Source organism: Kothea flammea (assembly GCF_052161645.1).
Taxonomy (GTDB): Bacteria; Planctomycetota; Planctomycetia; order Pirellulales; family Pirellulaceae; genus Laterigemmans.
The window spans coordinates 5285139-5311999 of sequence record NZ_CP197414.1 but is presented as its reverse complement, the minus strand read 5'-3'; the positions used below and the strand labels follow the sequence as shown (position 1 = coordinate 5311999).

At 55.4% G+C, this 26861-nt stretch carries 12 protein-coding genes and 1 pseudogene; 10 read left to right on the top strand and 3 right to left on the bottom strand.

What is annotated here, in order from left to right; translation table 11 throughout:
- Positions 1-193: 193 nt before the first annotated feature.
- The 7 genes from rpsL (at position 194) to SH139x_RS19780 (ending at position 16608) form a co-directional block, all read left to right on the top strand.
- The gene (gene rpsL / locus SH139x_RS19810; protein WP_488351495.1) at positions 194-562 is read left to right on the top strand and encodes a 30S ribosomal protein S12; all 369 of its coding nucleotides are present in this window, start codon (positions 194-196) and stop codon (positions 560-562) included.
- Between the two features lie 153 nt (positions 563-715).
- Positions 716-1186: a 30S ribosomal protein S7 gene (gene rpsG / locus SH139x_RS19805; protein ID WP_488351494.1), complete on the top strand. Its 471-nt coding sequence runs from the start codon at positions 716-718 to the stop codon at positions 1184-1186.
- A gap of 192 nt (positions 1187-1378) precedes the next feature.
- The gene (gene fusA, locus SH139x_RS19800; protein ID WP_488351493.1) at positions 1379-3481 is read left to right on the top strand and encodes an elongation factor G; all 2103 of its coding nucleotides are present in this window, start codon (positions 1379-1381) and stop codon (positions 3479-3481) included.
- A 6-nt stretch (positions 3482-3487) separates the two neighbouring features.
- Positions 3488-6511 carry an FAD-binding and (Fe-S)-binding domain-containing protein gene (locus SH139x_RS19795; RefSeq protein ID WP_488351492.1) on the top strand — a complete coding sequence of 1008 codons (3024 nt, stop codon included), beginning with the start codon at positions 3488-3490 and terminating at the stop codon, positions 6509-6511.
- Positions 6512-6781: 270 nt separating this feature from the next.
- Positions 6782-8026 (top strand): protein kinase domain-containing protein, encoded by a 1245-nt coding sequence (locus tag SH139x_RS19790; protein ID WP_488351491.1) that lies wholly within the window; start codon positions 6782-6784, stop codon positions 8024-8026.
- Between the two features lie 487 nt (positions 8027-8513).
- The gene (locus SH139x_RS19785; protein WP_488351490.1) at positions 8514-10487 is read left to right on the top strand and encodes a cytochrome P450; all 1974 of its coding nucleotides are present in this window, start codon (positions 8514-8516) and stop codon (positions 10485-10487) included.
- A gap of 133 nt (positions 10488-10620) precedes the next feature.
- Positions 10621-16608 carry a protein kinase domain-containing protein gene (locus tag SH139x_RS19780; RefSeq protein WP_488351489.1) on the top strand — a complete coding sequence of 1996 codons (5988 nt, stop codon included), beginning with the start codon at positions 10621-10623 and terminating at the stop codon, positions 16606-16608.
- A gap of 48 nt (positions 16609-16656) precedes the next feature.
- On the opposite strand, the gene SH139x_RS19775 is transcribed toward SH139x_RS19780, so the two are convergent.
- On the bottom strand, positions 16657-17241 hold the full coding sequence (locus SH139x_RS19775) for a sigma-70 family RNA polymerase sigma factor (protein WP_488351488.1): 585 nt from the start codon (positions 17239-17241) through the stop codon (positions 16657-16659).
- A 104-nt stretch (positions 17242-17345) separates the two neighbouring features.
- Here SH139x_RS19775 and SH139x_RS19770 point away from each other — a divergent pair, with 104 nt between their 5' ends.
- From SH139x_RS19770 to SH139x_RS19760, 3 genes and pseudogenes are all read left to right on the top strand, one after another.
- A complete protein-coding gene (locus SH139x_RS19770) occupies positions 17346-17846 on the top strand; it encodes a hypothetical protein (RefSeq protein WP_488351487.1) in 501 nt (166 codons plus the stop codon).
- 21 nt (positions 17847-17867) lie between these two features.
- Positions 17868-18455, top strand: a pseudogene (locus tag SH139x_RS19765) (serine/threonine-protein kinase); the annotation flags it as partial.
- Between the two features lie 243 nt (positions 18456-18698).
- The gene (locus SH139x_RS19760) at positions 18699-20741 is read left to right on the top strand and encodes a WD40 domain-containing protein (RefSeq protein ID WP_488356053.1); all 2043 of its coding nucleotides are present in this window, start codon (positions 18699-18701) and stop codon (positions 20739-20741) included.
- A 744-nt stretch (positions 20742-21485) separates the two neighbouring features.
- Here SH139x_RS19760 and SH139x_RS19755 read toward each other — a convergent pair.
- Positions 21486-22862 carry an IS4 family transposase gene (locus tag SH139x_RS19755; RefSeq protein ID WP_488351486.1) on the bottom strand — a complete coding sequence of 459 codons (1377 nt, stop codon included), beginning with the start codon at positions 22860-22862 and terminating at the stop codon, positions 21486-21488.
- An 822-nt stretch (positions 22863-23684) separates the two neighbouring features.
- On the bottom strand, positions 23685-26594 hold the full coding sequence (locus tag SH139x_RS19750; RefSeq protein ID WP_488351485.1) for a protein kinase domain-containing protein: 2910 nt from the start codon (positions 26592-26594) through the stop codon (positions 23685-23687).
- Positions 26595-26861 lie beyond the last annotated feature (267 nt).

Below are 26861 nucleotides of genomic sequence, written 5' to 3'. Positions count from 1 at the left end.
GTCTGCTGCAGTTCTCCATACTCGTGCGACTTCCCCAGAGCAAATTCGTTCATCATCCGAGCGGTAGCCCTCTTTAACCGGCGCTACTTATCGGGTTATATTATGTCGAAGCGGCCTGTTATCCAATCAGACGCTGCTGTTTTTCAGTCGCTAACGCCTACTGCAATCGCTTTCCCAGCGTTGAACGCATTCCATGCCAACGATTAATCAACTCGTCCGTAAGCAACGTAAACGCACTCGTAAGCCGAGCAAGAGCCCGGTGTTGGACCGTTGCCCCCAGAAGCAAGGGGTCTGCTTGCAAGTTCGTACCATGACGCCCAAGAAGCCGAACTCGGCTCTGCGGAAGATCACACGGGTGCGTCTCAGCAACGGAAAAGAAGTGACGGTTTACATTCCAGGCGAAGGTCACAACCTCCAGGAGCACTCGATTGTGCTGATCCGCGGTGGTCGTGTCCGAGACTTGCCGGGTGTGCGTTATCAAGTGGTTCGCGGCAGCCGCGATACGCTCGGTGTTGACAAGCGAAAGCAAGCCCGTTCGCGATACGGTGCTAAGAAGAGCTAGCTTGGGCCTTTGGGCCAATTCGCCCTTAAATCCGAGTTGCCCAGATAGCCAGTCGCGAAGATCGGCCCAGCCGCCAAAATAAGCCAATTAGTTTGTTGCCTGACAAGCTACGTTACTCCCCCACCATTCATTCGTTGCCTGCAATAAGTCGCCATGGGAAAGATTACCGCCAGTCGGACTCAGCTGAAACCCGATCCTCGCTATGATTCGCTGTTGGCCAGCAAGTTCATCAATTGTTTGATGCTCGACGGCAAAAAGACAGTTGCTCAGCAGGTCTTTTTTCGGGCCCTCGAAGAAATTGGTCGCCGGCTGCCCGATGCGGTACCGATCGAAGTGTTCGAGCAAGCCGTTGAGAACGTCAAGCCTTACATCGAAGTTCGCAGCAAGCGAGTTGGTGGTGCGAGCTATCAAGTGCCGATGCAGGTTAATCGCGCTCGCCAGCAAAGCTTGGCGTTCCGCTGGTTGCTCGCCGCTGTACGCGACAAAAAAGGTCGCCCCACCCACTTGAAGTTGGCTGACGAATTGCTCTCAGCTTACAAAAAAGAGGGAGTGGCGTACACCAAACGCGAAAACACCCACCGGATGGCCGACGCGAACAAGGCGTTCGCTCACTTTGCTTGGTAAGCAAATCTGTTTGCTATCACTTTGTGATTATTCCGCTAATCGAGCCGCAGCTTCCGAATTTCGGAGGGTGCGGCTTTTTTCGTTGCGCTCAACCCGCTACAAGTATTAAATCCGCTACAAGGTTGCGTTCCCGTCGTTGCGGGACCTGGTAACTGCTCACTATCCCGTTCGTTTCCTCGCCCACAACACCTTATGTCGCTCAGCAATCTTCGAAACATTGGCATCATCGCGCACATCGACGCCGGTAAAACGACCGTCACCGAGCGAATGCTGTACCTCAGTGGCGCGAAACACCGCGTCGGCCGCGTCGACTCTGGGACCACCGACACCGACGATGACCCCGAAGAGCAACAGCGGGGGATCACGATTTTTTCCGCTTGCGTGAAGATGCGTTGGAACGAATTCAGCATCAACTTGCTCGACACGCCCGGTCACGTCGACTTTACCGCCGAAGTCGAACGTTGCCTGAGAGTGCTCGATGGCGCGGTTGTCGTGTTTTCTGCTCGCGAAGGTGTGGAGGCGCAAAGCGAGACCGTTTGGCGACAAGCCGATCGTTACGAAGTGCCCCGCATCGTTTTTATCAATAAAATGGACCGCGAAGGAGCCGACTTTTTTGCCGTTGTCGGTGATATCGCGCCACGGTTGCAAGGCGCGCCGGTTCCGGTGCAAATTCCCGTCGGTGCTGGTCCGCCGCACGTGAACAACCCTTTCCGGGGAGTCATCGATTTGGTGACCATGGAACTGCTCGAGTTCGATCCGGAGAGTGACGGTAAGGTGGTCCGCAAGGTGGCTATTCCCGACGAACTGTCGGATGAGGCCGCGCTCTATCGCGAACAACTACTGGAGTCGCTCTACGAAGTCGACGACACCCTCGCCATGGCGGCCATGGAAGAGCGGGAGATCACCGTCGAGCAAATTCGCGAGGCCATTCGAGCTGGGTGTCTGCGTCGTCAGATCCAGCCGGTGTTTTGCGGTTCGGCATTGCACGGCATCGGAGTCAATCCGTTGCTCGATGGCGTCGGCCACTATTTACCCAGCCCGCTCGATCGGCCCCCCGTCAAAGGCGTCACCGCCCAAGGAGCCACCGACGCGGATTCGGCAGACAAGATTTCCCGCGCCCCCGATTCGAAAGAACCGTTCTGCGGCTTGGTGTTTAAGATTTTGCCAGCCAAGACTGGTGACAACTACTGGGTGCGAGTCTACAGCGGCACGTTGACGGCTAACTCACGCGTCTACTGTCCGAATCGAGACAAGAAAGAAAACGTCGCTCAACTTTGGCAGATTCACGCCAGCAAGAAAGAGCGAGATGGTCAGATTGAAGCGGCACCGGCCGGTGAAATTGTCTGCGTGATCGGGCCGCGATTTGCCATCACAGGGGATACGCTCTGTGATACCCGCGAAATTATCGAGCTGCCCAGCATCAAATTCGCCCGCGCCGTGTTGAGCATGGCGATCGAGCCTGAAAGCACGGCTGACCGCAAAAAGCTGGCCGAAACCTTGGAGATGCTTAAACGGCAAGATCCCACCTTCAACGCGGTTGAGAATGCCGAGACGGGGCAAACCCTGATCAGCGGGATGGGTGAGTTGCACCTGGAGGTGATTCAGCACCGTTTGACTCGCGACTTTAGCTTGAACGTCAAGTTCTACAAGCCTCGCGTCAACTACCATGAAACGGTTGGCAGCAAAGCCAGCGTGGTGGGACAATGCAATCGGCAGATTGGCGCCACGCAGATGTTCGCTCGGCTCGATGTGACCGTGGAACCGTTGGAGGATCCTTCTTCGCCGGTGCAAGTTTTCGATCGCTTGCCGGTCGACACCAAAATACCCAATGGGCCACGGACCGCGGCGCTCGACGAATTGCGGGAACGGGCTGCTGGGGGTGGGTTGTTGGCTGGTTTCCCGCTGACCGGGGTTCGCATCAGCGTCACCGGTGGCGACGCGCACGAGGACGGCAGCGACGAAGTGGCCTTTCGCATTGCAGCCGGTGATGCATTCGATCGCGGATTGCAAGCGGCCGTGCCAACGCTGTTGGAACCGGTGATGCGAGTTGAGATCACCACTCCCGAAGCTTACATGGGAGATATTGTCGGTGATTTGCAACAACGCCGTGCGGTCATTGCCAAGACGGAGAATCGCGGTGACATTACAATCATAGTGGCCCACGCGCCGCTGAAAGAATTGTTTGGCTATTCCAACTCGATTCGCAGCATTTCCCAGGGCCGCGCTGGGGGCAGCATGGAGCCTTTGGGCTATCAAGCAGCACCCGCGGAAGATGCTGAAAGTTTCACCTATTGAGCCCGCATGAGCATTGCATCCACATCGTCAAGTGATCTTTTCGAACAGACGCTCCGCCAAACCATTCGCGGAGACCTCTATTTTGATCCGGTCAACCGCGGTGTGTATGCCACCGATGCTTCGCTGTTCCAAATTGTGCCGCAGTGCGTGGTCGTGCCACGCGACGCCGAAGATACGATCGCGGCGGTCAAAATTGCCGCGCAGTTTGGCGTGCCGATCACGGCGCGGGGCGGAGGGACCAGTTTGTCAGGACAAACTTTCGGGCCCGGCATGGTGATCGATTTTTCCAAATATATGGATCAAGTCGAAGAGGTTTACGTCGCTCCGGATGGGCATGAAGGTTGGGCCCGCGTCGGCCCCGGCGTGGTTCGCGATCGGTTGAACAAACAGGTCGCCCCGCACGGTTTGCATTTTGCTCCAGATCCAGCTACCGGCTCTCGGGCCACGGTCGGTGGCATGATCGGCAACAACACCTGCGGTACTCGCAGCATCGTGTTCGGAAAAACGATCGACCACGTGCTCTCTTGCCGCGTGGTGTTGGCCGATGGGTCCGTTTGTGATTTCGAGCCGCTCGCTGATGATCAATGGAAGATTCGCGCCGGCCAAGCTGACAAACAAGCAGCAAAAGGTGCTCAGACCACGGAACCGCGAGAGGCTGAGATTTATCGCGGCGTGGGGGCTTTGATTGAGCGGCATCGGGCTGAGATTCTCGCCCGCTATCCCAAAGTTCTCCGCCGCGTCTCCGGCTATAACTTGGACGAATTCGTTGACGGCGCTGGCTATACCGGCCCGATTGGTCCCCGCGCGGCTGCCAACAGCGGCCAGCGAACTTGGAACCTCAGCAATTTAATTGTTGGTTCTGAGGGCACTTTGGCTCTTCTGCTGGAAGCCAAAATCCGCCTCGTGCCACTGCCGCCGGCGACTGCGCTTTGTGTCGTTCACTTTGACGACCTGATTGATTCGCTTCGCCATGTTGATCGCATGTTGGAGTTTTCACCCTCGACGGTTGAATTATTGGACCGCACAGTGATGCGGGAGGCGAAGGTCAACGAAGCGACTCGCCAGATGGCCCACTTTATCTCTGGTGACCCGCATGCAGTGCAGATCGTCGAGTTCTTTGGCCAGGACGCTGAGGAAGCGTCCCAGCGTGTGGCTCAATTTGCCGCCGCGATGAAGGCGGAGAAGATTGGCTATGCTTGGCCGATCTTTACCGAGCCAACTGGGATACAAGATGTTTGGGAAACGCGGAAATTGGGCTTGGGGCTAATTTCTAACGTCCGCGGCGCAATGAAGGGGCGTGACTTTATCGAAGACGCTTGCGTACCGACTGAACACTTGGCGGAGTACATTGGCAGGATTCAGACCTTATGTGCTGATCACGGGATCGGGCGGTTGAGTCTCTACGCGCACGCGTCGGTGGGCGTCGTGCACGTTGTTCCAGCGCTTGATCTGCATGATCCGGCTGAAGTCGTGAAGATGGAAAAAATTGCCCACCAAGCCTTTGAGTGGGTGATGGAGTTTGGTGGCTCTTGGTCGGGTGAACATGGTGACGGCCAAGTGCGGGGCCAGTTTTTGCCGAACATGTTCGGCCCCGATCTTTACGGTGCCTTTGTGGAATTGAAGCAACTCTTCGATCCCCAAGGTTTAATGAACCCGGGCAAGGTCGTCGACGCTCAAACGTTGACCGAAAACTTGCGATATCAAACTCCCGGTTACGAGCAGCAAGCTGCGCGAGCGGCCGCGGCCGCCAACTATCGTTATCAAGATCAAGGTGGTCTCAAGCTGGCCGTCGAACAGTGTAACGGTGTGGGCGCATGTCGAAAGTTATCCGCCGGCACGATGTGCCCTTCCTACATGGCGACGCGTGACGAACAGCATACTACGCGAGGTCGTGCCAACGCGTTGCGTCTGGCGATGACCGGCCAGTTGGGAGACGACCCCGTTGCCGCCTTGGCGTCGGATGGTGTGAATGATTGCCTCTCGTTATGTTTGGCCTGCAAAGCTTGCAAAACGGAGTGCCCCAACGCGGTCGACATGGCCAAGTTGAAAAGCGACGTGCTGCAGATGCGACACGACCGCCACGGAACACCCTGGAGTGCCAAAATCTTGGGGCGGATGCCCGACGCGGCCCGCCGGTTGGCCGGGCGGTTGGGACGCGCGGCAAACCTTTCCAATTTAGTCCCCGGTGGCCGCCGCCTTTTGGAAAAAATGACCGGCATCGATCGTCGCCGCCCACTCCCCACGTTCGCCACGAAAACGCTTGAACAACACCTCAGCGAGCGGCAAGTTTCTGGACTTTCCTCGCCGCGAGGCGAAGTGGTGTTGTTTGCCGACACCTACGCGAATTATTTTGAACCGCATATCGGCTTGGCTGCCCTGTCGCTCCTGGAAGGGCTCGGTTACAGAGTCGAAGTGGCTCAAGCCGGTTGCTGTCAACGCACCCGACTCAGTAAAGGTTTAGTCCGCGAAGCAAAACAGCTGGGGACGCAAACTTTGCAGAATCTTAAGCCGTTCGCCGAGCGGGGGCTGCCCATTCTTTGTTTGGAACCTTCTTGCGCGTCGGCGCTGGTCGATGATTTGGCCGATTTGGTCGATGACCAAGCGCTTGGCCAATTGATTGCCGGTAAAGTGCAAATGATCGACGTCTTTCTTGCCAGCGAAGGAGTTGAACTGGCCAGCGATCATGCGCAAATTCTGTTGCATGGGCATTGTCACCAGAAAGCACTTTTTGGCACCGCAGCGATTCGCCAACTCTTCGCCGACATGCCGGCAACCGATTGCCGGGAAGTCGACTCGGGCTGCTGTGGCATGGCCGGTTCCTTCGGCTATGAAAACTATGATTTGTCCCGCACGATCGGCGAAGATCGCCTCTTTCCGGCTGTTCGCGACGCCGCCAGCAAGGGGCAAACGATTGTCGCTTGCGGCATTTCTTGCCGGCATCAATTGAGCGATTTTCTCGGCGTGCACGCTTACCATTGGGTTGAAGTCGTGCGTCCCAAACGCGAATCGGCAAAGCCCAATATCCATTGACCGTGGATACTTGCTCGCTGAGTTTGCGTTTCACGCCTCTGACAATAACCTAGTTGCGAGCAGTCAATAAACTCACCTTGCTCGCGCCCTAGCTGTTGGCCCCCGACGCCAGAACAGCTTGGGCAGTATTCCCCGCCGGACTGTTTGACTAGGATATGAGGTTGTGGGTCGAGCGGAGACCCGCTGGGAATATTCAGCGAACTCTGGCTTGAAAAAGTACTAAGAATGTAGATTAGAGTTGTTGCAAATGGTCCGAGGACGAAGCCTTCGATGAACAAGAGACTGGTGGTCGTAGTGGGGCCCGAAACGGGCCGTATCATTCCCCTGGACAATGGCGTGGTGCTGACGGTTGGGCGAGGTGCTGCCAGTAATACGCGTTTGGACGACCCGCGGATTAGCCGCGTGCACTGCAAGCTCGAAGTGGACGCCAGTGAAGTCATCATCAGCGATGCCGGTAGCACCGGCGGGACGTTCGTCGCTGGGCAAAGGATTGATAAACAAAGACTTTCCGACGGGGATGAGATTCAGATCGGTAGCACCTGTATGCGTCTAGAAACGATCACCCCCGCGAGGGACCAACCGCAAGCGGATGGATCTGAGGTTGGCAAGGCGCCTCGCCCCTCAAAACCGACGTTGCAAGATCTGGTAGGTCAAACACTCGGGCATTTCAAGCTGGAGAAAATTGCCCACGTGGGTAGCAGCAGTTTGTTGTTTCGCGGGGAGGATCTAAAACATGCTCGCCCGGCGATGATCAAAGTGCTGTTGCCACGGGTTACTGCGGATGAAGAGCAACGGCATCGTTTTGTACGCGCGGTGCGGACCATGATCAACATACGGCACGACAACCTCGTAGAGGTTTATGGGGCCGGCAAGCAAGGGCCGTTTTGTTGGTGTGCCATGGAGTTGGTGGATGGGATCAGCGTCCTGGAGATCATTGAGCTGATCGGTACTCAGGGCAGGCTCGACTGGCGTGACGTTTATCGAATCGGCGTACACGTCGCCAGGGCGTTGGAATATGCTTATCGACAGAAAATTATTCATCGCAACGTAACTCCAGAGAATTTGATTCAGCGCAAGCACGACAAGGTTGTCAAGCTTTGCGACTTGTTGTTGGCCAAAGCACTCGAAGGGACTCAATCGCGACAAGTCACCGCGCCCGGGCAATTGGTCGGAAATGTTGCCTACATGTCGCCTGAGCGGACAGTTGATACGTCCAGTTTAGACTGGCGCTCCGACCAATACGCGTTGGGTGCCACGCTGTTTGCATTATTAACCGGTGGGCCACCATTCGCAGCGAAGTCATTACCGCAATTGGTCCAAGCAGTCCGCAACGAGGTCCCTTCATTTCCCGCTGATATTCAACAGGAAGTGAATCAGAAGTTCCAGCAAATTGTGCTGAAAATGCTCGCCAAGTCCCCAGAGGATCGTTTCGCTTTTCCCAGTCAACTGATTGACCGGCTGGATGAAATCGGCCGAGAAAGCAATGTTGATGCTGATATGTTGTACAACAACTAGAAATCTGCTGGCTTTCGCGTCGCTATCGTCGCGTAAATCCCATCCATAGGTAATCATCAAGTGCATTGCTTCCGTATCCAAGCCGAACCGATCTGTGCCTGAGCAACTAAACCAAAGCGAACCATCAGAGGAACCAACACTCCCCCCTGGGTATATATCTCCTGCAGCTGATTTGCGACGGCGAAAGGAAGTAGTCAGCGCTAAACCGAGCGACCTCCGATGTCCGGTCAACCAACCCCAGTTCGCCGAGTTAGGTCGGCTGGGTGGGCCGCTGGCACCTCTTGTTGAACTTTTTGGACGTGCCCTGCGCGGTCTTTCCAGGAAAAGTGAGCTTAGCGAGAGTGAGCGCCCGCCGCTGTTATCGTCGAGCCCTTGGTTTGGGCCGGCCAAAGCGGTCCGTCATTATCCGTTTGACCTGCTCAGCGAAGGGGCGATTCGCTGCGGTCCGATTTTTAGGTTTGAGCTTTTTGGCAAAACAGTCAATGTAGTGTCTGGTCCGGAAGCCTTACGGATCGCCAAGCAATCTGAGCATCTCGGATTGGACAGAAAGAAGATCTTCGAGCCTTTTGTGCAGACGACGGGGGTGCCGATTTTTTCTGTCGAAGGACGAGAGCATGAGCTGCTTCGCCGACTTGTTCGTTACGGATACACCCGGGGGACGATCGCCCCGTTCGTGAGCCGGATCAGTGATACCGTCCGTGAGATCATTTCCGAATGGCCCGCGGACGTGATACTACAACCGCGAATGGAGGAACTCTCCATTCGGGCAATGGCGGCAACGGTTAGTCCGGAGCCAATCCCGCTAGACTTCATCGAGTTGGGTGAAGTTGGCGAATTGGGCATGATGGTGACGGTGCGACAACGTTCCCGGTATGTACTCGGCTTGCCCCGAATGAAACGTTCGAGGCGAAATACTGTTGCCGCACTCGATCCCATCATTGGACGTCACCGCGGTGGTTTAACCAGGGACGACCCTTTGCCTTGGATGATCGACGCCTTCATTGCTGCGGAAGCGGACGGTCAGAAAATGGATGATGCCGGCATTCGAGGCGGAATTGTCTACGCGCTGATTGCCGCCTACATCTATCTCGGGCGACAATCATTATTGATGCTTGCAGAGGCTGTCCGCGATCCGCGAACACTATCAGCGCTAAACAAGGAAGTTGACACCGCTTTTTCCAAAGGGCCATTAACGGCAGCAACTTTAAGAGTGATGCCGACGTTGCGCGCGTTGTTTCTGGAGGCGAATCGACGATACCCACTGCTACCAGGTATGCCTTATGAGACGACACGTACAACTCAGGTTGGTGACTTTACCATTGGGCCACACGAGCTGCTCTTGTTAACCGCGGTTCCCGGGCACTTTGATGGCCAGAATTATAGCTGCCCATGGAATTTTGATCTCAATCGGGTGCGGGCACCGCGTTATGAGCATCGCGCTAGCGGCGGCTTTGCTCCCTGGGGATTCTCGCCGCGTTCCTGCTTGGCTATCGGGCTTTGTGAATTGATGACGACCACGATGGTCGCCACCATGCTGCATATCTTTGATCTCACGATTCCCAACAAAAGTGAATCGATTCCGATCACCGTGGCACCGTTGGTTGGTCCTTCTCATGGGCAACCCGCTTCGCTGCGACTGCGCGACGAAGCAGATCGTGTCATTGATCCTAAGTCGCTTTACGAGGAGCGGCTTGACGTACATGATGATGACGAGGACCTCGAGTTGCCTCGCTTCACGTCGCTAAGCTTGCAAGCTGGTGAAGTGATTTACTCGCCGGGTGACAAGGCAACCGATTTTTTCATCCTTGTCGAGGGGCGTGTCAATGTTTCCCGAGAAAGCGATGTTGGGGACGATTGGGAAATTATTGCCTATGGGCCGGGGCAAGGGTTCGGCGAAATCGGAATCTTAAAAGAGGTACCAAGAAAGGAAACGGCAACGACCGTTGATCCATCGGAACTGCTGGTCCTGGATCGTCGAACTTTTCTTGGGCTGCTGGCGGAGCTTGACGCGGAAGCGTTATCTCTCGCGATGTTGATCAAGAATCTGCTTGTGTCGAAATTACTTCGTCGTGCCGTTGGGGGCCTTCTCCGGCAAGACCTGCCGAATATCAGCGAAGTTTCGTTCGAGAGAATCGAGAGCGGAAAATGGATTCTTCGCGAGGGGGACGCGTCGGATGTGGCGTACATCATCGTCTCGGGGAAAGTCGATGTAACTTGCCGAAAAGGAGATGAGGACGCTTTGTTGGCGACGCTGGAAGCTGGCGATATTTTCGGTGAGATCGGTGTACTGGAAAAGAGGCCGCGAACATCTTCTGTGAAAACGACGGAGCCAACGGTTCTCGCGCGGCTGACCGCGCAAATGCTGCAAGAATTGATGAGACAGCCCGGTGCGGGAGCGTCGGGACTCAAACTGCTGATTGCACGGCGATTGATCAGGAGTGCGGAAAAACTCCGAGAATGAGAACTTAAGACGACATGGCAATGCTAAATGCGGCGATTGAACTATGCACCAAAGGGGGTGGGCTCTTGTTCTGTTCTGCATGAAGTTGGCTGCTGTCCACTTTTGATACGTCCGCGTCGGTCAGGGTATTCGAATGACTGCGTCTAACGACGATACAGATATTCAGGGAGGTGGTGAGGATGTCACCATCCCCCCGGCAGGTGAAAATATTGCGCGACTCCCCGGTTCTTCTAATTTGGCCGCAGAGGAGTCTGAAACCCTTGCGCAGCGACCGGTACCTGGGCAAGAAGACAAGACTTATCAGCTCGACGACGGTCTGGCCACGCTGGCGAGCCTGGGCGAATCGGAACTGTCGAACGTCCAGTACTTTGGCGATTACGAGCTGCTCAAAGAGATTGCTCGCGGCGGCATGGGAGTGGTTTACGAGGCGCGGCAGGTCAATCTCAATCGCCTGGTCGCGCTCAAAATGATCCTCTCCGGCCAGCTGGCATCGGAGGAAGATGTCGCCCGGTTTTACCTCGAAGCCGAGGCGGCGGCTAATTTAGACCATCCTGGGATCGTGCCGATCTACGAAATCGGACAGCACGAGGGGCAGCATTTTTTCACGATGGGTTTTGTCGAGGGACAAAGCCTGCAGGATCGCATTAAAGATGGCCCGCTGCTGCCTCAGGAAGCTGCGGAGTTGACCGCCAAGGTGACCGAGGCGATTGGTTACGCACATGAGAAAGGCGTGATCCACCGCGACCTCAAGCCAGCCAACGTTCTCTTAGACAAAAAGGGTGAGCCGAAAGTGACCGACTTTGGCCTCGCTCGGAAGCTGGAACAAGACAGTGGGCTGACAAAAACCGGTGCCGTGATGGGGACGCCCAGCTACATGCCACCTGAGCAGGCAGCGGGCAACATTGAAGCAATCGATCATCGAGCCGATATCTACTCGCTAGGCGGAATCCTTTACGCTTTGCTCACCGGCCGACCACCTTTCCAAGCCGCCAATCCCCTGGATACTTTGTTGCAGGTCTTGGAGAAGGAGCCGGTGCCACCTCGGCAGCTAGCTCCCAAGGTGCCTCGCGACATCGAAACGATCGCGCTGAAGGCTCTGGAAAAGGATCCCAAACGCCGCTATCAGACGGCCCAGGAAATGGCGGATGACCTTCGTTGTTTTCTCGCCGGAGAGCCTATCCGGGCAAGATCCATCACTGCTGTTGAGCGTGCCTGGCGATCGGCCAAGCGGCATCCAGTGGTATCAGTGCTAGGATCTTTGGCGGCCCTTTTGTTGCTTATTGTCTCCATCGGCGGCCCCTTGGCGGCTATGCAGCAATCCAGGCTGAAGGGGCTGGCCGAGGACCGAGAAGCGGAAGCACTCGCATCCAAGCGAGTCGCTGAGGAAGCGGCTGCTAAGGAACGCCAGGCTCGCGAGCAACTTGCGGTCGAGAAGGAGCAGGCGTTAGCTAATCTGTACGCCACCAGCATTCGGCTCGCGCAGCAGGAATGGCAGGGCAGCAAGATCACGCGGGTCGAGCAATTATTGAACGAGTGTCCTCCACAGTTCCGCGACTGGGAATGGCACTATCTCCAATCTCTGGTTCATGGTGCGGAGGTCAGTCTGCGGGGGCATACCGGGCAAGTTGACTTCGTCGGGTTCCAAGAGGACGGCCTACAGCTGATCTCACATGCGACGGATCAGCAGGTCAAAATTTGGAACCTTCCCTCTCGACAACAGATCGACTCGAAAACCGCACCCAACGTTTTCAAAAGCAGCTTCGGGGGCGGGCATCGGTTGATGGCCCAGCCATCGGGACGCGAGTTGCGAATCGTCGAAATTGCCAGCGGCAAAGTTGTGTCGAGAGTTCCCCTTCCCGACAACGCAGCCTCTCTGGACAAAGCCGTCCTGAGCGCCGATGGATCCACGCTCGCCTTGCAATTTATTCCATCATCGGAGGATGGGTCGAGTCGGTTGGTTCACGTAATCGATCTGCAAGCAGGCCACCGGCTCTGCGAGTTGAAAGGCGTCAATGGCGAGGGGCAACATGCTCCTGTATTGAGCCGAGATGGCAAGTGGTTTGCCGGTGCCTTGGGACCCAACATCATCGGCATTTGGGAGACCCAATCGGGAACCTTGATCCACTCCCTCGCGGGCCATGTGTTGCCGATCACCAGCATTCAGTTTAACCATGACGCGACGCAGTTGGTCAGCGGTGGATTTGAGGGCGTGGCTAAACTTTGGGATCTGAACACCGGGAAAGAACAGTTGACGCTGCTCGGCCACGTGGATTGGGTATTGGGGGTGCGGTTCAGCGACGATGGCAAATGGGTCGTTTCCGCAGGTAAAGATCGAACCGCGAGAATCTGGGACGCTTCGTCAGGCTCCGAATTAGTAACCATCCGAGGGAATACGTCGTATGTGCTCGATGCGACGCTCAGTCCCGACAATAACTTTCTGGCAACTGCCGCTGCGGACCAGGTGATTCGCGTTTGGAACGTTGAAAATCTGACCAGTATCGAAGAAAGCATACCTAAGGATGATTTTGACGCATTGTTGACCCAATTTGACGTCACCTCCAATCATCGGGCCAAGGTGTTGGACGGTCTGCGGCGGATGGTCTATGACCACGCTTCGCAGGAATGGAAAAGTCACTATGGCCATCGTGGTCCTTTAACGGACGTGGATTTCTTTCCAGGTTCCAACCAATTTGTGACTGCCGGACGGGATGATCGTCTGCTGCTCTGGAGCACCCAACAAACGACGCCCCTGAAAGCATTTGACACACCCGGCAGAGCTTTAGACGTTGCGACAGCGCCCGACGGCAAAACATTTGCGGCGGCCGTTTCCGGGGCCGGCGGCGATCACTCCGTCTTCGTCTGGCATACGGATTCTGCCGAGCCCGTTCTCAAGTTGGAGGGCCCCAACGATGAGGCCATCCGTGTGGCGATCAGTCCCGATGGAAAATATCTGGCCGCCGGCGGCGCATCTACCAGGAACCAAACCTCGGGAAACGTTGAAATCATCATCTGGGAATTGGAAACTGGCACGGAAGTTCAGCGAATAGCGGAACACCGTGGAATCGTTCAGGCGCTCGCCTTCTCAAATGACTCGCGGAGCGTGCTGGCGGCAGACACCGCCGGGGTGACGGCAAGATGGGCGATTGACGCAGAGGCGAAAGAACCACTTTGGAAGATGGGCGTCAACACAACTGGCATCGCTTTTCACCCGCACCGAGATGTTTTTGCCTCGACCCACGTCGATGGGCGGATTCGTATCTGGAATGCAACGACTCAACAGCGACTCGCTGATTTGGAGGGGCCACTCACCGCATTGGTAAAGCTTGCTTACAGTCCGGACGGTCGTCGCTTGGTCTCTTGCGGTGACGATGCCGCCATCACGGTCTGGGACCCGGAAACGCACCTGAAACTGCTGGAGATGAAAGGGCATTCGAATACCGTCTTCGGTGTCGCCTTCAGTCCTGACGGACGGTATATCGCATCTGCGGGATACGACGGGACCGTCAACATTTGGGACTCTGGTAGGTCGCTGGCGAACGGCCAAAGTGAGTGGCCGATCATTATGCAGGAACGCTTTGAGGACACAGACGAGCTCACAGCCAATTGGCGCCCTCAAACAGGTAAGTGGGCGATCGAGGACGGTCAACTCGTCGGCGTGCTGGGCACAGTGGAGCAACCTGGGGTGACTTTTTCCGCGGCATTGATCGACCACCAGCAACGGCTACCTGAGGATGTCGAGGTCGAGTTCGATTTTATGTCGACCGAACCGACCGGGATCGAAGCTGGCTTCTATGATGGTGATGAGCACGCGCTGGAAGTTGAGCTGTTGAGTGTGGAGAATCCATTCTTGTTGATGAAGGGCGCCTTAATTTGGACCCGCATGGGCGGCAACAATTACGGTCAACATGGAGTCAACAAAGCGTTTGAAATGCCAGTGGGAGAACGCGTCCGCGTTCGCTTGCGGCGTGAAGGTGAAGCCTTTACCGCATTCGTTAATGATATGGAGGTGACTCAGGTTCGCATTCAAACACGCCGGCTTCCCTACTTGCTGTTCCAAGGAATCTACGGTCCTAGCGGCTCCAAGTTTTACATTGATAACATCGTCATCAGGGCGCCGGAGTGGGGCAGCGAGCAGTTGCTGGCGGAAGAACTGGTCGACAAACTTTTCGCAGAACTGCTGCTGGCAGAAGATGTTCGCAACAAAGTCGAAAACAACTCGGAGCTCTCCGCGGAAATGAAGCAATTCGCTTTGGCGCATGTCGATTCCCACCCGCCGGCATCTCCGCGGGCGTTGGCGGAGCGCGGCCGAGTCGTCGCGGAGAGTGCCGATCGGACCGAAGAAGACCTGCGACTGGCCATTCGGTTTTTCCAAGACGCAGTCCGGCAAGCGCCTATGAACGGCTACTTCAACACGCTGCTCGGAGAAGCCAGTTTTGAACTGGGGGATTACCAAACTGCGCTGGAAAGTTTGGAAACCGCTGCCGAGCTGCGGCGGAATCAGCGTGGCTCAGCATCGCCCAATCAAATGGCGATGCTCGCGGTCTGCCATCACGAACTCGGAAACGCCGCCCAAGCCGGCGCTCTCGCACAGCAGTTTGATGACTGCATGCGATTCGCTCATTGGAAAAAGCAACTGGAGCAGTGGCAGCTCGCGTCGAAAACTTGGCTGCACAAGTTGCAGTTAGTGCCGCGCCCAGAGCGCTCGGCGGAAGTCGAGGAGGTGCTCGCCGCCGTCTTCGCCGCCCAAGAAGCTTTTATGGTTGACCGTAATCTGGATGCGTATTTTCAAATGTGCGAGGACAATTACACCCGCATCGCGGCGAACTGGCAAACGAAGAGTCCCAATGATCGTAGATTCACCGGCCAAGCGGCAAAGGACATTGTCTCGCTCTGGCTGCGCCGCCCGCCTGAGCGAGACGCCACGGAAGTGCTGCCACAGCAAATATCCGTATCAATTAACGGGGACTCGGCCCGAGTTGACCTCCGCATTGTCCGCGTGCAAGGAACCCAGTTTATTGATTTTGGCCATCAGTTGGCACTGGTTCGCAAGCAAGGCCACTGGAAGCTTCGTGGCACCCGCTCCTGGCACCACCGAGCGCTCCGTTCATCAAGCGTTGGAGTCATCGAGTACAGTCCGGAGTATTTTCTTGATCTGAATGAAAAACTGCCCTCCGAGCCTCTGCCCACCCGCGAGCATATCCTGCAATGTATTCGGGCGCGAAAATTCGATGTGGCGCTCGAGCTAGCCCAGCAGCTCACCGCCGCCGAACCGGATAATCCCAATCACTGGCTCGATCTCTGGGCAGCGGCGGAAGGGGCTGGGAACGTGAGCGAAGGGCTCCGCGGTCTCACCAGCATCGTGTCGCGAGCCCCCAACGCAACGCTATTTCTCGACGAAAGTGTGCGGCTGATGGCTGTCGCCGGAAGGGAAACCGAGTTCGTCGATTTCATTAAGCAGTTGCCGGTTCAAGAAACCACCGGCTGGCTACTGCGGACGCGAGCTCTGCGGCTCTACTTTCAGCGAGTCGTCCAGCTGGGACGACTCTTGCCAGAAGACGCCATGATGAAGCAACAGCAACTAATTGGCGAGCTTGCTGCGCAGGAAGGTGTCGACGAGGCAGGGTTGCGGCAATTGGAAGCAAGTCTCGCAACCACCAAGTCGTGGCGACTCGTCGGTGCTTTCGCCGCCAATTCGGGCCAAGCAGCTCTCAACAAGCCGTTCCTACTGGAACGCTATCATCTGGGGCTGACCAGCAAAGAGGAGGAGGAACTGCAACGCAAGACGAAACGAGTCGAAGTCTCTATCGGAGAGTACATTAATCTCTTGTCAGCGATTGAAAGGACCAGCAACGTTGCCGCTTTCGGAGTGGTCAGCATTGATAGTCCTATCGAGCAAGAGGCAATGCTGCTGGTGGGTTCTGATGACGGTGTCAAGATTTGGCTGAACGAGGAAGTCGTTCATGAGTTTAATGGTGGCCGCGCCTTCTCCGCGACCAGCGACCATGTGCCGGTCAAACTGCAGGCGGGTGAAAACGTGATCATGGTCAAGGTCAGTCAAGATGCAGGTGAGTGGGGATTCGCGCTCGAACTGGTCGACAAGAAGGGGCTGCCGATTCCCTAGGCAGCCAATGGAAATCGCCCAGCATCATTGCATGCAATCGGCACAATCCTACGTCAAACCCGCCAGCTGGCCGCGCAGCGTTTTGAGGCCGCGCCGGATCGCCCCGGCTACCGCAGACTTACTCTTTTGCTGCAAGTCGGCAATTTCTTGCAGCGAATGCTGGTGCCAGTAATGTAACTCGATCGCTTCTCGCTGAAGGTTTGGCAGCGTTTCCATCGCTTTCCCGATCAACAAGGCGCGTTCGTTCGAGGCCGCGGTCGACTCGGCATTCGCATTATCCTCGGAAAAGAGTTTGGCTAAACGCAGGGACGAAGCATCGATCGCTTGCCCTATCGACACTTCCTGCGAAACGTCGCGTTTTGCTCTCAGGTTGTCACGCCAGTGCCGTGCAAGTTCGTTGATCAAAATTTGTTTCAGCCAACCGGCCAATTCTTCGTCTGTTTCACCGCGAAACTGACTTGCTGCACGATGCGCGTTGAGCAAGGTTTGCTGGACAACATCCGAAGGGTCGACTCGGCGTTGAAGCAGCGGGTCGAGCTGCATTCCCGCCAGCAAACGTAAAAATGGGCGAAAACGGCCGATGCGGTCTTGGACATTTTTGGATGCAATACGACTTCCCGGCGAGTTTGACATTTTTTCTGCGGTAGGAGACACACGATTGGGCAAAAATGTTATCTATCTTTCTGTAGAAGCAACTGCGTTCAGCTTCCGCCGGAACGATTCTCGCGAGATTAGTGATGATACCAGATGAAAACTTAGAAGATGAGAACATCTTGCAGGAACTGATCGCCTATTTCCTCGATGCGGAAAATCGTGGTGAGCGAGTCGATCGCAAGGCCCTGCTGAGTCAGCATCCGCAATACGCCGATTCGCTGACGCAGTTCTTTGTCGATCACGACCGCATGGTTTCCGCTGGGGAGAATAACCCGGCGCCCTTGGACGCTGCGACGCTGCCGCCGAGCACCAACCCGGACGAACAACCAACCATTGCCCCGGGGGTCGACACCGTCGACGCGGATCGTACTTTTCCACCCCAGGCTCGCGGCGGGGAAGACACGATGACGGGTGATCGGGTGCGTTATTTCGGCGACTACGAACTGCTCAGCGAGATCGCTCGCGGCGGCATGGGAGTGGTTTACAAAGCGAGTCAGCTTAATCTCAACCGGCTGGTTGCGCTGAAGATGATTTTGTCGGGGCACTTGGCTTCTGAAGAGGACGTTACTCGGTTTTACCTGTAAGCGGAAGCCGCAGCCAATCTTGACCATCCCGGGATCGTACCGATTTATGAAATTGGCCAGCACGAGGGTCAGCATTTCTTTGCGATGGGGTTTGTCGAGGGGCAAAGTCTCCAACAACGAATCCAAGACGGCCCGTTGCCACCGCGCGAAGCGGCTGAACTGACGTTGAAAGTGGCCGAAGCGATTCACTATGCCCACGAGAAGGGAGTGATCCATCGTGACTTGAAGCCTGCCAACGTGCTGTTGGATTCGAAAGGGGAACCGAAGGTCACGGACTTTGGCTTGGCCCGGAAAATGGAGCAAGACAGCGGTCTAACGAAGACCGGTGCCGTGATGGGAACGCCCAGCTACATGCCGCCAGAGCAAGCCTCGGGCAAAACAGACGAAGTCGGACCACTAGCCGACGTCTATTCGTTAGGCGCGATTCGCTACTGCCTGCTCACGGGTCGCCCACCATTTCAAGCCGCCAACCCGCTGGACACGCTGCTGCAAGTGTTAGAGAAGGAACCGGTGTCGGTACAGTCGCTCAACCCGGGCGTATCAAAGGATTTAGAAACCATCTGCCACAAGTGTTTGCAGAAGGAACCAGGCAAGCGTTACGCATCGGCCCAAGAGCTAGTCGATGAACTGGGCCGCTGGCAACGAGGTGAACCGATTCGCGCGCGAGCGATCTCTGGAGCGGAAAAGGCTTGGCGTTGGGTGCAAAGAAACCGAACCGTATCAAGCTTGGCCGCTGCGACACTGCTAGCGATCATCACCGGAGCCTGCATAGCACTGGCTTTTGGCATCGAAGCAAAGCGATCAGAGGCATTGGCGAGGCAGTCAGCCCTGGAGGCAATTAACCAGCGCGAAATGGCTCGTCGTTTCCAATATGCGTCCGACATGAGTTTAATTAAACGCGACTGGGAGGACGACAGGCTAGGTCTGGTAAGCGAAACGCTAAATCGATATCTGCCAACTCCTAGGATGCCTGATTTGCGAGGCTTCGAATGGTATTACTATTCGTCGCTTCTCACGGCAGACGCGACGACAATTTCCTTAGGAAGTTCGCCAAGCCAGCTTACTCGTAGCCCGGACGGCAGATTTGTGGCGGTTACTACCGGCGATGGAGTAACTGTCTTCGATACCAAAACGCTAAAGCCAATTTTGAACGCCCCTGGTAAGCTGAGCGTAAGCTCGAGCTGCGTGTTTTCTGGCGACGGGAGTACACTATTCCAAACTGACATAGAATGGAAAACGGATCAAGATGGTCGCTTTGTGCTCAGCAAGTGGGATCTCGCTAGTGGTGAGAAGGTTGCGGATCTGCTCACGATCGACGATTGTTGGGTTTCTTTCCCTCTTGCAATTGATCATCTAGGTAGCCGTATTGCTGTTCCTGTTTTGATGACAAGATCAGAAACTGGGGAGCAATGGCGAGAGGTTCAGGTTTGGGATTTGAATACGGCCGAGTTGATTAAAACGCATAAGGTATCCCACGATCTAAAGACAGGGCCAGCTGCAGTAAGATTCCATCCTAATGGAAAAGCAATCCTGGTGGGCGGAGGAACGGGGCCCGATTTCGAACCTGACCCCGAATCGTTCAATTTGCGATTGGTGGACATTGCCTCGGACACGCTGGTCACTTCTTACCAAGGTCATACGGGCATGGTGAATGACTTGGAGTATAGCCCTGATGGCCGTTACATCATTTCCGGCGGTTTCGACAATACCGTTCGAATCTGGGATGCCGAGTCGGGAAAATTGCTGCGGACATTATCAAGCTTTGACTCTGCCATCTTGGACGTGGCATTCGACGCCAGCGGAGCTTTGATCGCGGCCGCGTCCGGAAATTCGGTTCGAATTTTCGACACAAAAACGGGGGCGGAAGTCAATCGTTTACGAGGTCGTTACGGGGCTGTCGTGTTCGGTGCCGAAGATAAGCAATTGTTCTCATGGGGAATGAATAGCACGGTGCGGGTCTGGAATCTCGGTGCCGGTCGCGACCGTGGCAGCAAACGAACCGAATTGGACTTTGCCGGCGGCCCATTGCGCTCTGCGAAGTTCAGTTCAGGAATGAATCATGTGCTCGGTGACAGCGCTAGCTCAATTGGTACGCTTATCGAAGTTTCCAGTGGCAAAGTGCTCTATCAGACAGAACCCGTTGACCCGGGCCACGGAATCTTCATTAGCTTCGACGGAAAACTGATCGCTCTCGGGATAGGGAAGGCGTTCGGCACGGGATTTACGCGGGTCATCAACTTTACAAGTGGAGAGGAGGTTATCACGCCCCCGTTCGACAGAATATTCGGTTTCGATTTAACAAGCCGACGTATCGTTGGTAGAAAGGAAGAAACTATTCGGATCGACGAAATTACCAGTAGTGATTCACTCAGCTTTCCAGCGACGAATAGAGCGATAGCAAATCTTTCCACCGATGGACGCCTGATCGCGATCATTACCGAAGTGGCTACGCCTGAAAACGGAACTTCGCATCGAATCGATGTCTATGAGGTGGAGTCGCAATCACTACTTTTTTCGACTGAATTTCTCGGGTGGGCTTCATTTTTCAAATTGAACGGCTCAACGCTGGCGGCCGCATTTGGGAATACAGTAAGGGTCTGGGATCTATCTGATCGAACGGAGGGTTACACTATCAAGGCTACGGGATTGGTCCGTGCAATTGCCTTCAGCCCCGATGGCCGACGACTGCTAACTGGAGATTTCGCGGGCACGCTTAAGCTGTGGGATGTCGTTTCGGGACGTGAGGTGCTTGAGCTGAATCATCCGGAACCTATTATGGATGCGGGCTTCACGCCCGATGGACAAACGATCCGAGCACTCGGCCGCGAAGGTACCGTCCTGGAGTGGAGTGCCGTTATCGACGCGGGCGACCACGGAAATTTGTTAGCCAAGTGACGCGCGTCGCTGTAGAAAAAAGGGGTCAGGAGCCTTTTTGGTAATCTGGAGAAGAAGGGAATTGCCTAAACCCTCCAAAAGGCTCCTGACCCCTTTTTTAGTCTATTGTTTGCCGGCAATAGTACTTGCGGCAGCCTTGGCGTTTACCACCGTCGGCATTTTCCAGCCTAATCAGCTCCCTTTGGCGACATGGGACGATCTCAGGAATGCACATGGCACAGCAAGCTCTCGTCGCACGATGTATTTTTGCATTCTCTTCAGTAACTGCTATTTTTATCTCATGGAGAATCTAAGTTCTGGCTCTGTCCTGATGCTTAGTATGGGCGTCGCGTTCGCACTAGCCGTGTTCGCTTATCGAGCCCAATGGGAAAAGTTGACGAACGCGACCTGGTACAATGCAGAAGTGTTCTCGCGGTCGGGGCGAGTTTAATGTGGGGGGGCGGAAAAGCACTGTCATGGTCAAACTAGAAATTAGCGATACGCACAGAACGATAGCGGCACCACCAATAGAGTATTTTTTTTGGAACTCAAAGTTCAATGATTGGAGGAGGCTTCGCCAAGGATCGCGGTAGGGACGGCCGTTTCCGGCCGCCCCCCGCACAGGTCCGTGCGCGAAGCACTACCTCATACGGCTCCCGCTGCTAGTCGAGCGCGAAACCGGTCTTTCGAGATAAGAATGCAAGATCTTCGGTTGGGAGGGCTTCGCATGGGTCAGGCCTGAATGGCACTTAATCGGCGTAAGTCTTACTCCTCATTGGGTTTATATTCTCGTCTTGGCTTCTGCAGCAGCTTGTAGTTTTTTGGCCGCCGCTTTTTGCGTCTTGGTTCATATCGATCCGGTCGATTACCAACCGAGTGAGATTGGCAGCACGCATAGAGTATCGCACAGAGGTCGGATTCGCTTTTAATCACGGAAAGCAACGGCAGTAGCTCGATGAAGCTTGAAAGCGTTGATTTGAAGCTCAACTGCCAAGGCCCAACCTCTGCCTCCATCGCAGCTTCGACCATCAGCTGACGAATCAAGTTGTAAGCTAACATGTGAGCACGAACTTCATTGCGCACACGATGTGGTTCCTTGCAACGAAGATGGTCCATTTGCATCACCGTTTTCAGGCTGCGCAGATTTAGTTCTGCTTGCCAACGGCGACGATAAAGCGAAGCAAGTTCCTCGTGACTGTATCTTTCCGCGTCAAGCAAGGACGTGTGAACAATGATCTCGCGTGTGCGAAATCCTTTCGTCTCAACGCGAATCCGAATTTCACGAATCTCTATGAATTTCGGATAGCTCAGATATTCTTCACGGCTCATCCACGGACGGCGATCAGGTCGCTCAAGGACGATGATGTGGTCATCTTTGCCGAGGCGTTTGCCAGTACGGAAGTCACTCGATCGCATATGGTGCTTCCTTACGACAACGTGGACTCCACGCTTCATTGCCCGCGCCATGTCAAACCAACCGGCATAAGCTCGATCGGCGAGGAATACATCGTCTTTTTCCAGGCAATCCTCAATCTCGCGATAGAGGCTTATCTCGCCAGTTTGCTTGCCACGATATTTTCCCATAGCCATTTCAAGGACCACCCCAGAGGCCAATGCAAACATGACCACCATCCTGGCGATCGGCTGCCCGCATCCTTCCGCCTGTCCCTGTTGCTGAGGATACTCCGCCTGGTTCGCTTGAGTGTCTTCCATGGTGACAGTGGTTCCGTCAGCAGTTACCACTCGATGACCGTTCCAGCGCCAAGCTCCTGGCGTTGAAGCCTCGATTTCGCGACCACTTTGGGTGACGAGTCGCTGCATCGAATCCTCGTCGAGTTTGTCTCGCGCGATGCAGTAGGCTCCTGTTTTTGCTGAACATGCTGGTAGCCCACTGGCAACACGGTATACAATCAAACGAGCAACGGCGGAAACGCAGCCGTGGTCAATGCTCATTACTTGGGAGAGAAACACCCACAACGTGACCATCGTGTTGTAAATTCGCGCCGAATCCAAAACGGCACTTGCATCACCGAACACTGACTGGATAGTCTTGCTGGAAATGAGCGATGCAAAAAAGAGATCACCGGAACAACGGGCCTGCTCGACGCGAGCGCGTAGCGAGTTGAAGTTAGGACAAGACACGAGACGCTTCCTTGCGATGAGAGTTCGGGGGTTGAGATACCCAAACTAATCGCAAGTGAAGCGTCTTGCTGTCAACCCTGCTTAACCCCTTGCCACGCTGCAACTTACGCCGATTAAGTGCCATTCGGGTCAGGCCTTGTGTTCGGTGTTCGGGGGCGATTCCATGTTGCGACCACCATGCATCAAATTGCCAGGTGTTCATTGCCACATCGTCTCACGGGTGTGAATCGATTTCCGCCGGGCTTGTCCCGGATCGGGATCACAACTGGCAAGCTACCAGGCCAGCCACTGGAAATCGCTCCCATGCCGCCCGCGATTCGCCGCGGGCGAATCGCGGGCGGCATGGGATGACCGTGAGGCGAGCGAGGTAGCTGCCACTTGTCGCTCCGATCCGGGGCAAGCCCGGCGGAAGCATTGCATGAGACCCCAGCGAGCTTGCCTCGTGCCGTAAATCAGGTTGTCGGCTAGTGATGCAGGGTGAAATAAGGAAACGGGGGGAGTTTATGAACGAGCCCACCCTGAGATTGTTGGCTGTTATTCGTATTCGATCGGTTTCGCCCTCTGCCGATACTTCGTGCGTAAGCCCCACTTGCCGAAACAGCTCAATCGAAACTACCGCTGGAAATACTTTAAACTCCCCCCGTCACCTGTAATACTCCGCACCTGTAATACTCCGCACCTCTAATACTCCCGTCACCTTTAATGCTCCGGGCAGATTTACGATGCCCTCACTGAAGGCTTTTGGAGAACGCTAATTTTCACTAATTGGCACTAATTGAAAAACGCTGAGCTAGTTAGGGAAAGAAAGGGTGACGAAATGAACTATTTATCGCGGAAGGCCGGTAGTTTGACAACACGCGTCTCCGCAGCCAAATCGTGAAGCGTCCGTCGGTCGACCCGACGGCAGAGAATGGTGATGCCGATGGCGTAGTAGACAATTATGAAAAAGCCCAACGTACCACTGGCGGTGACCGCTGTTTCGACGTCAAGGAAGGGGGTGAGCGTGATTAAGGCGGCGCCGATCAGATATTGTGGCCACTTCACTAAGCAGCGGATTAACGTTTGACGCCAGTTCAAACGTTTTCCTTTTAAGGGACGCACGCGAAGCTTCAGCAGCCACTTTCCTAGCGTCCAGCCAAAATAGCGTACGGGCATCAGAAAACAGGCAAAGGCCGTGAGCAGCAAGAACAGTCGCACCACCGGAGTGTTCGCTGTTCCAACAAAGCTCCAAAGAAGTTCCAACACAATCATGAGAACGTTCAAAACAACGCCATCCAGCATCGCGGCTCCAACCCGAGTTGCAGCTGGTGCCAAGCGGAGGGGTTGCGGCGCAGACTCGGTCAAGGCCGATATGACTGCCGAGAAATCTTGGTAACGCTGGGTGGGATCTTTGGCCAGCATGCGGTCCAAGACTGCTTGCTGCGCACTGGTAAGCAGGTTCTTCGGTAGTGGCGGCGGCGATTCGGTGCACTGCTTGACTAATAAATCGTAGAATTCGGTAGAAGCAAAAGGAGGCTTGCCCGCCAACAAGGAATACAGGCTCAAGCCCAAGGAGTAGATATCACTGCGTGTGTCCAGCTGGATTCCCTGTGCTTGCTCCGGCGACATGTACTGAGGTGTTCCCATCACGGAGCCCGTTCGCGTCAACGACTGGCCACCCCCTTTCGCGTCCATGTCGTCGGGTTGTAACAACGTAACGACGCGGCTAGAAATTTCGTCGGGGGCGGAGCTTGGCTGCCGCTGCTCCCCTTCCTCACTAAGACCTTTGGAGATTCCAAAGTCCATCACTTTCACGGTCCCGGTCGAGGTCACCATCAAGTTCGATGGTTTGACATCGCGGTGTACAATCCCTCGCTGGGACGCGTGCCCCAGCCCGCGGGCCGCTTGTGTTATCAAATCCCAAGCAGCCGCAACAGGCAATGGTCCGTTCTCGTCGGTCAACTCACTAAAATTGCGGCCCGCAACATACTCCATTGCCATGTAGGGTTGATCATCCCAGGTGCCCACTCCATAGACATTGGCGATATTGGGATGATCTAACATAGCGACCAGCTTTGCCTCACGCTCGAAGCGGGGCAATGCTTCGCTGTCACTTCCGGAGGCAAGCGTAATGACCTTGACCGCGACTTCGCGTCCTAACATGGTGTCCCACGCATGGTGAACGGCGCCCATGCCTCCTCGCCCCAGCTCGCCACCCAGCCGGTATTGATCTACGGTGTTGCCATTGCGATGATCGCTCTGGAATTCGCCAACGGCGTTGTGGCCCGGGCGTGTCAGTTCCTCATCGTTTTGAGCAGTTCGCTCGGCACTCACGTAGCGGACCATGCGGATGCCCGTGAGCCAATCATGGAGCGGGCGACCGCCCAAGAACCATGCGGTAGAGTAAACCGCTGGAATGCCCACTGCTAACGCAGGAAAAAGAAACATCAGGACATACTCTTCCGCAGCTCTTCGCGGACTCGCAACGGCGACGCCGATCACGAGTCGCAGAGCGGCTGACATTAGCAGCGTCAGCGCTACCCAAGTCGCTAGTCGGATCAATGAACGCAAAAATAAACGCCGCCGCGACGTCGGCCTTCCATCGTCCCTAACCAGGAACAAACCTCGTAGTTTCCTCCCGGGAGTGGCGTTGAACAAAGGCTCACTCGCCAACAGCACAAAGCTTGTCCAGCCTATAAAGAAGGTGATGCCGAGGACGCCGACGACCATACCTCCCAGCCCGGCGTACAGAATCCCAAGGATCACCATCCCGGCAAACGCAACTCCTCCGTAGAGGGCGAAGTCATACAACAAGGTGCCAATCCGATCACTCCAACTGACTGGTCGTAGAGACTGGCGGGAGAGCACGTCCAGTTGCTGATTGAGAGCCGAAATTTTGTCCGGCCGAGCGCCCTGGTGGCTTGTCTCGGTTAACAGCCGAGCCAGACCTGGATTGATGAGTGGTATTCGCTTGCGTACCTCTTTACGGGTAATCACTTTGGGCAACTGCTGCCGTGACCCTTCACCCAACAGTGCCCGCAAGAACGCATCCGCCAAATCTTGATTGTCTCTTTGTCGGATCGATTTTTGCGCGCAAGTGATTTTTCCCGCTTCCGTCACCATCGACTCGCCGGGAAAGCCGTTCTGGAAAGGCAATAGCACGAGTGAATTATCCGACGCAATTCTGCCAAAGCTGTTCGGCTGGATCGTTCCGAGCACAATTCCCGCGTTGTGTAACTTTTCCAGCCCGCATAGCAGCGACCGAAAATGCTTAGCCAAATCATCGCCGTCTTGTTGCAGCTCGCGCCGCTGACAGGCTTCGAGTAGGCCGCTCATGGAGCCGAATTCGCGTTTCGCGATGGCTACGAAGGTTGCCCGCGGGGAATTAACAGCTTCTAGAATCGTAGCCGCAATATGTGGATCCTGCACGCTTGCTAACATACGTGCCGAATTCATGAACCATTCACGTAGTCCCTCGTTCTTCGCGTGGGCCTCGTCGAGCACAAAAAGGATTGCTTCTCGATCCAGATGCGGGTGAGAAGCCTCCACAATTGAACCGAATTTCCAGCTGCCGATCGGGCGTGGTTGGAAATAGCTGCCTAGGCCTTCGCCAGCGGGTCGTTTGGAGAAAATCGAAGTCGGTGTTGCGCTGACAACGGCAGTGTCGGGCAAGCGTGTCGGCAAGGAGTGCGCGTCTGTTACTGACTCGCCTCCCAGCAGCGTAGCCGCTTCCTGTTCGACACCGGCTGACATTTCGTCGTTAGGGGAAGCAAAAACACGTGTCGGTTGTTCCTCGCCGCATGCCGCGCAAACCGTCTCGTGAAGACCGCCGAGCGACCGGCCGCACCGTGCACATGCTAGTGAGTTCATCTAGGCCCCCAGCCTGATTGGACAACTGTCCGAAAACCCCGTCTGCTAAGATCAGTTGCGTATAGCACCACCGGTAACCAGTTGCCGGTTAAGTACTCAATTCGACGATCGCTTTCAGGAATGCTCGCTAGTTCGATCGATTCTAGATTG

What these genes read in the sequence shown, in the direction of transcription:
- rpsL (WP_488351495.1), top strand. Translation starts at nt 194, where the DNA reads ATGCCAACGATTAATCAACTCGTCCGTAAGCAACGTAAACGCACTCGT.
- rpsG (WP_488351494.1), top strand. Translation starts at nt 716, where the DNA reads ATGGGAAAGATTACCGCCAGTCGGACTCAGCTGAAACCCGATCCTCGC.
- fusA (WP_488351493.1), top strand. Translation starts at nt 1,379, where the DNA reads ATGTCGCTCAGCAATCTTCGAAACATTGGCATCATCGCGCACATCGAC.
- SH139x_RS19795 (WP_488351492.1), top strand. Translation starts at nt 3,488, where the DNA reads ATGAGCATTGCATCCACATCGTCAAGTGATCTTTTCGAACAGACGCTC.
- SH139x_RS19790 (WP_488351491.1), top strand. Translation starts at nt 6,782, where the DNA reads ATGAACAAGAGACTGGTGGTCGTAGTGGGGCCCGAAACGGGCCGTATC.
- SH139x_RS19780 (WP_488351489.1), top strand. Translation starts at nt 10,621, where the DNA reads ATGACTGCGTCTAACGACGATACAGATATTCAGGGAGGTGGTGAGGAT.
- SH139x_RS19775 (WP_488351488.1), bottom strand. Translation starts at nt 17,241, where the DNA reads ATGTCAAACTCGCCGGGAAGTCGTATTGCATCCAAAAATGTCCAAGAC.
- SH139x_RS19770 (WP_488351487.1), top strand. Translation starts at nt 17,346, where the DNA reads ATGATACCAGATGAAAACTTAGAAGATGAGAACATCTTGCAGGAACTG.
- SH139x_RS19760 (WP_488356053.1), top strand. Translation starts at nt 18,699, where the DNA reads ATGGCTCGTCGTTTCCAATATGCGTCCGACATGAGTTTAATTAAACGC.
- SH139x_RS19750 (WP_488351485.1), bottom strand. Translation starts at nt 26,594, where the DNA reads ATGTCAGCCGGTGTCGAACAGGAAGCGGCTACGCTGCTGGGAGGCGAG.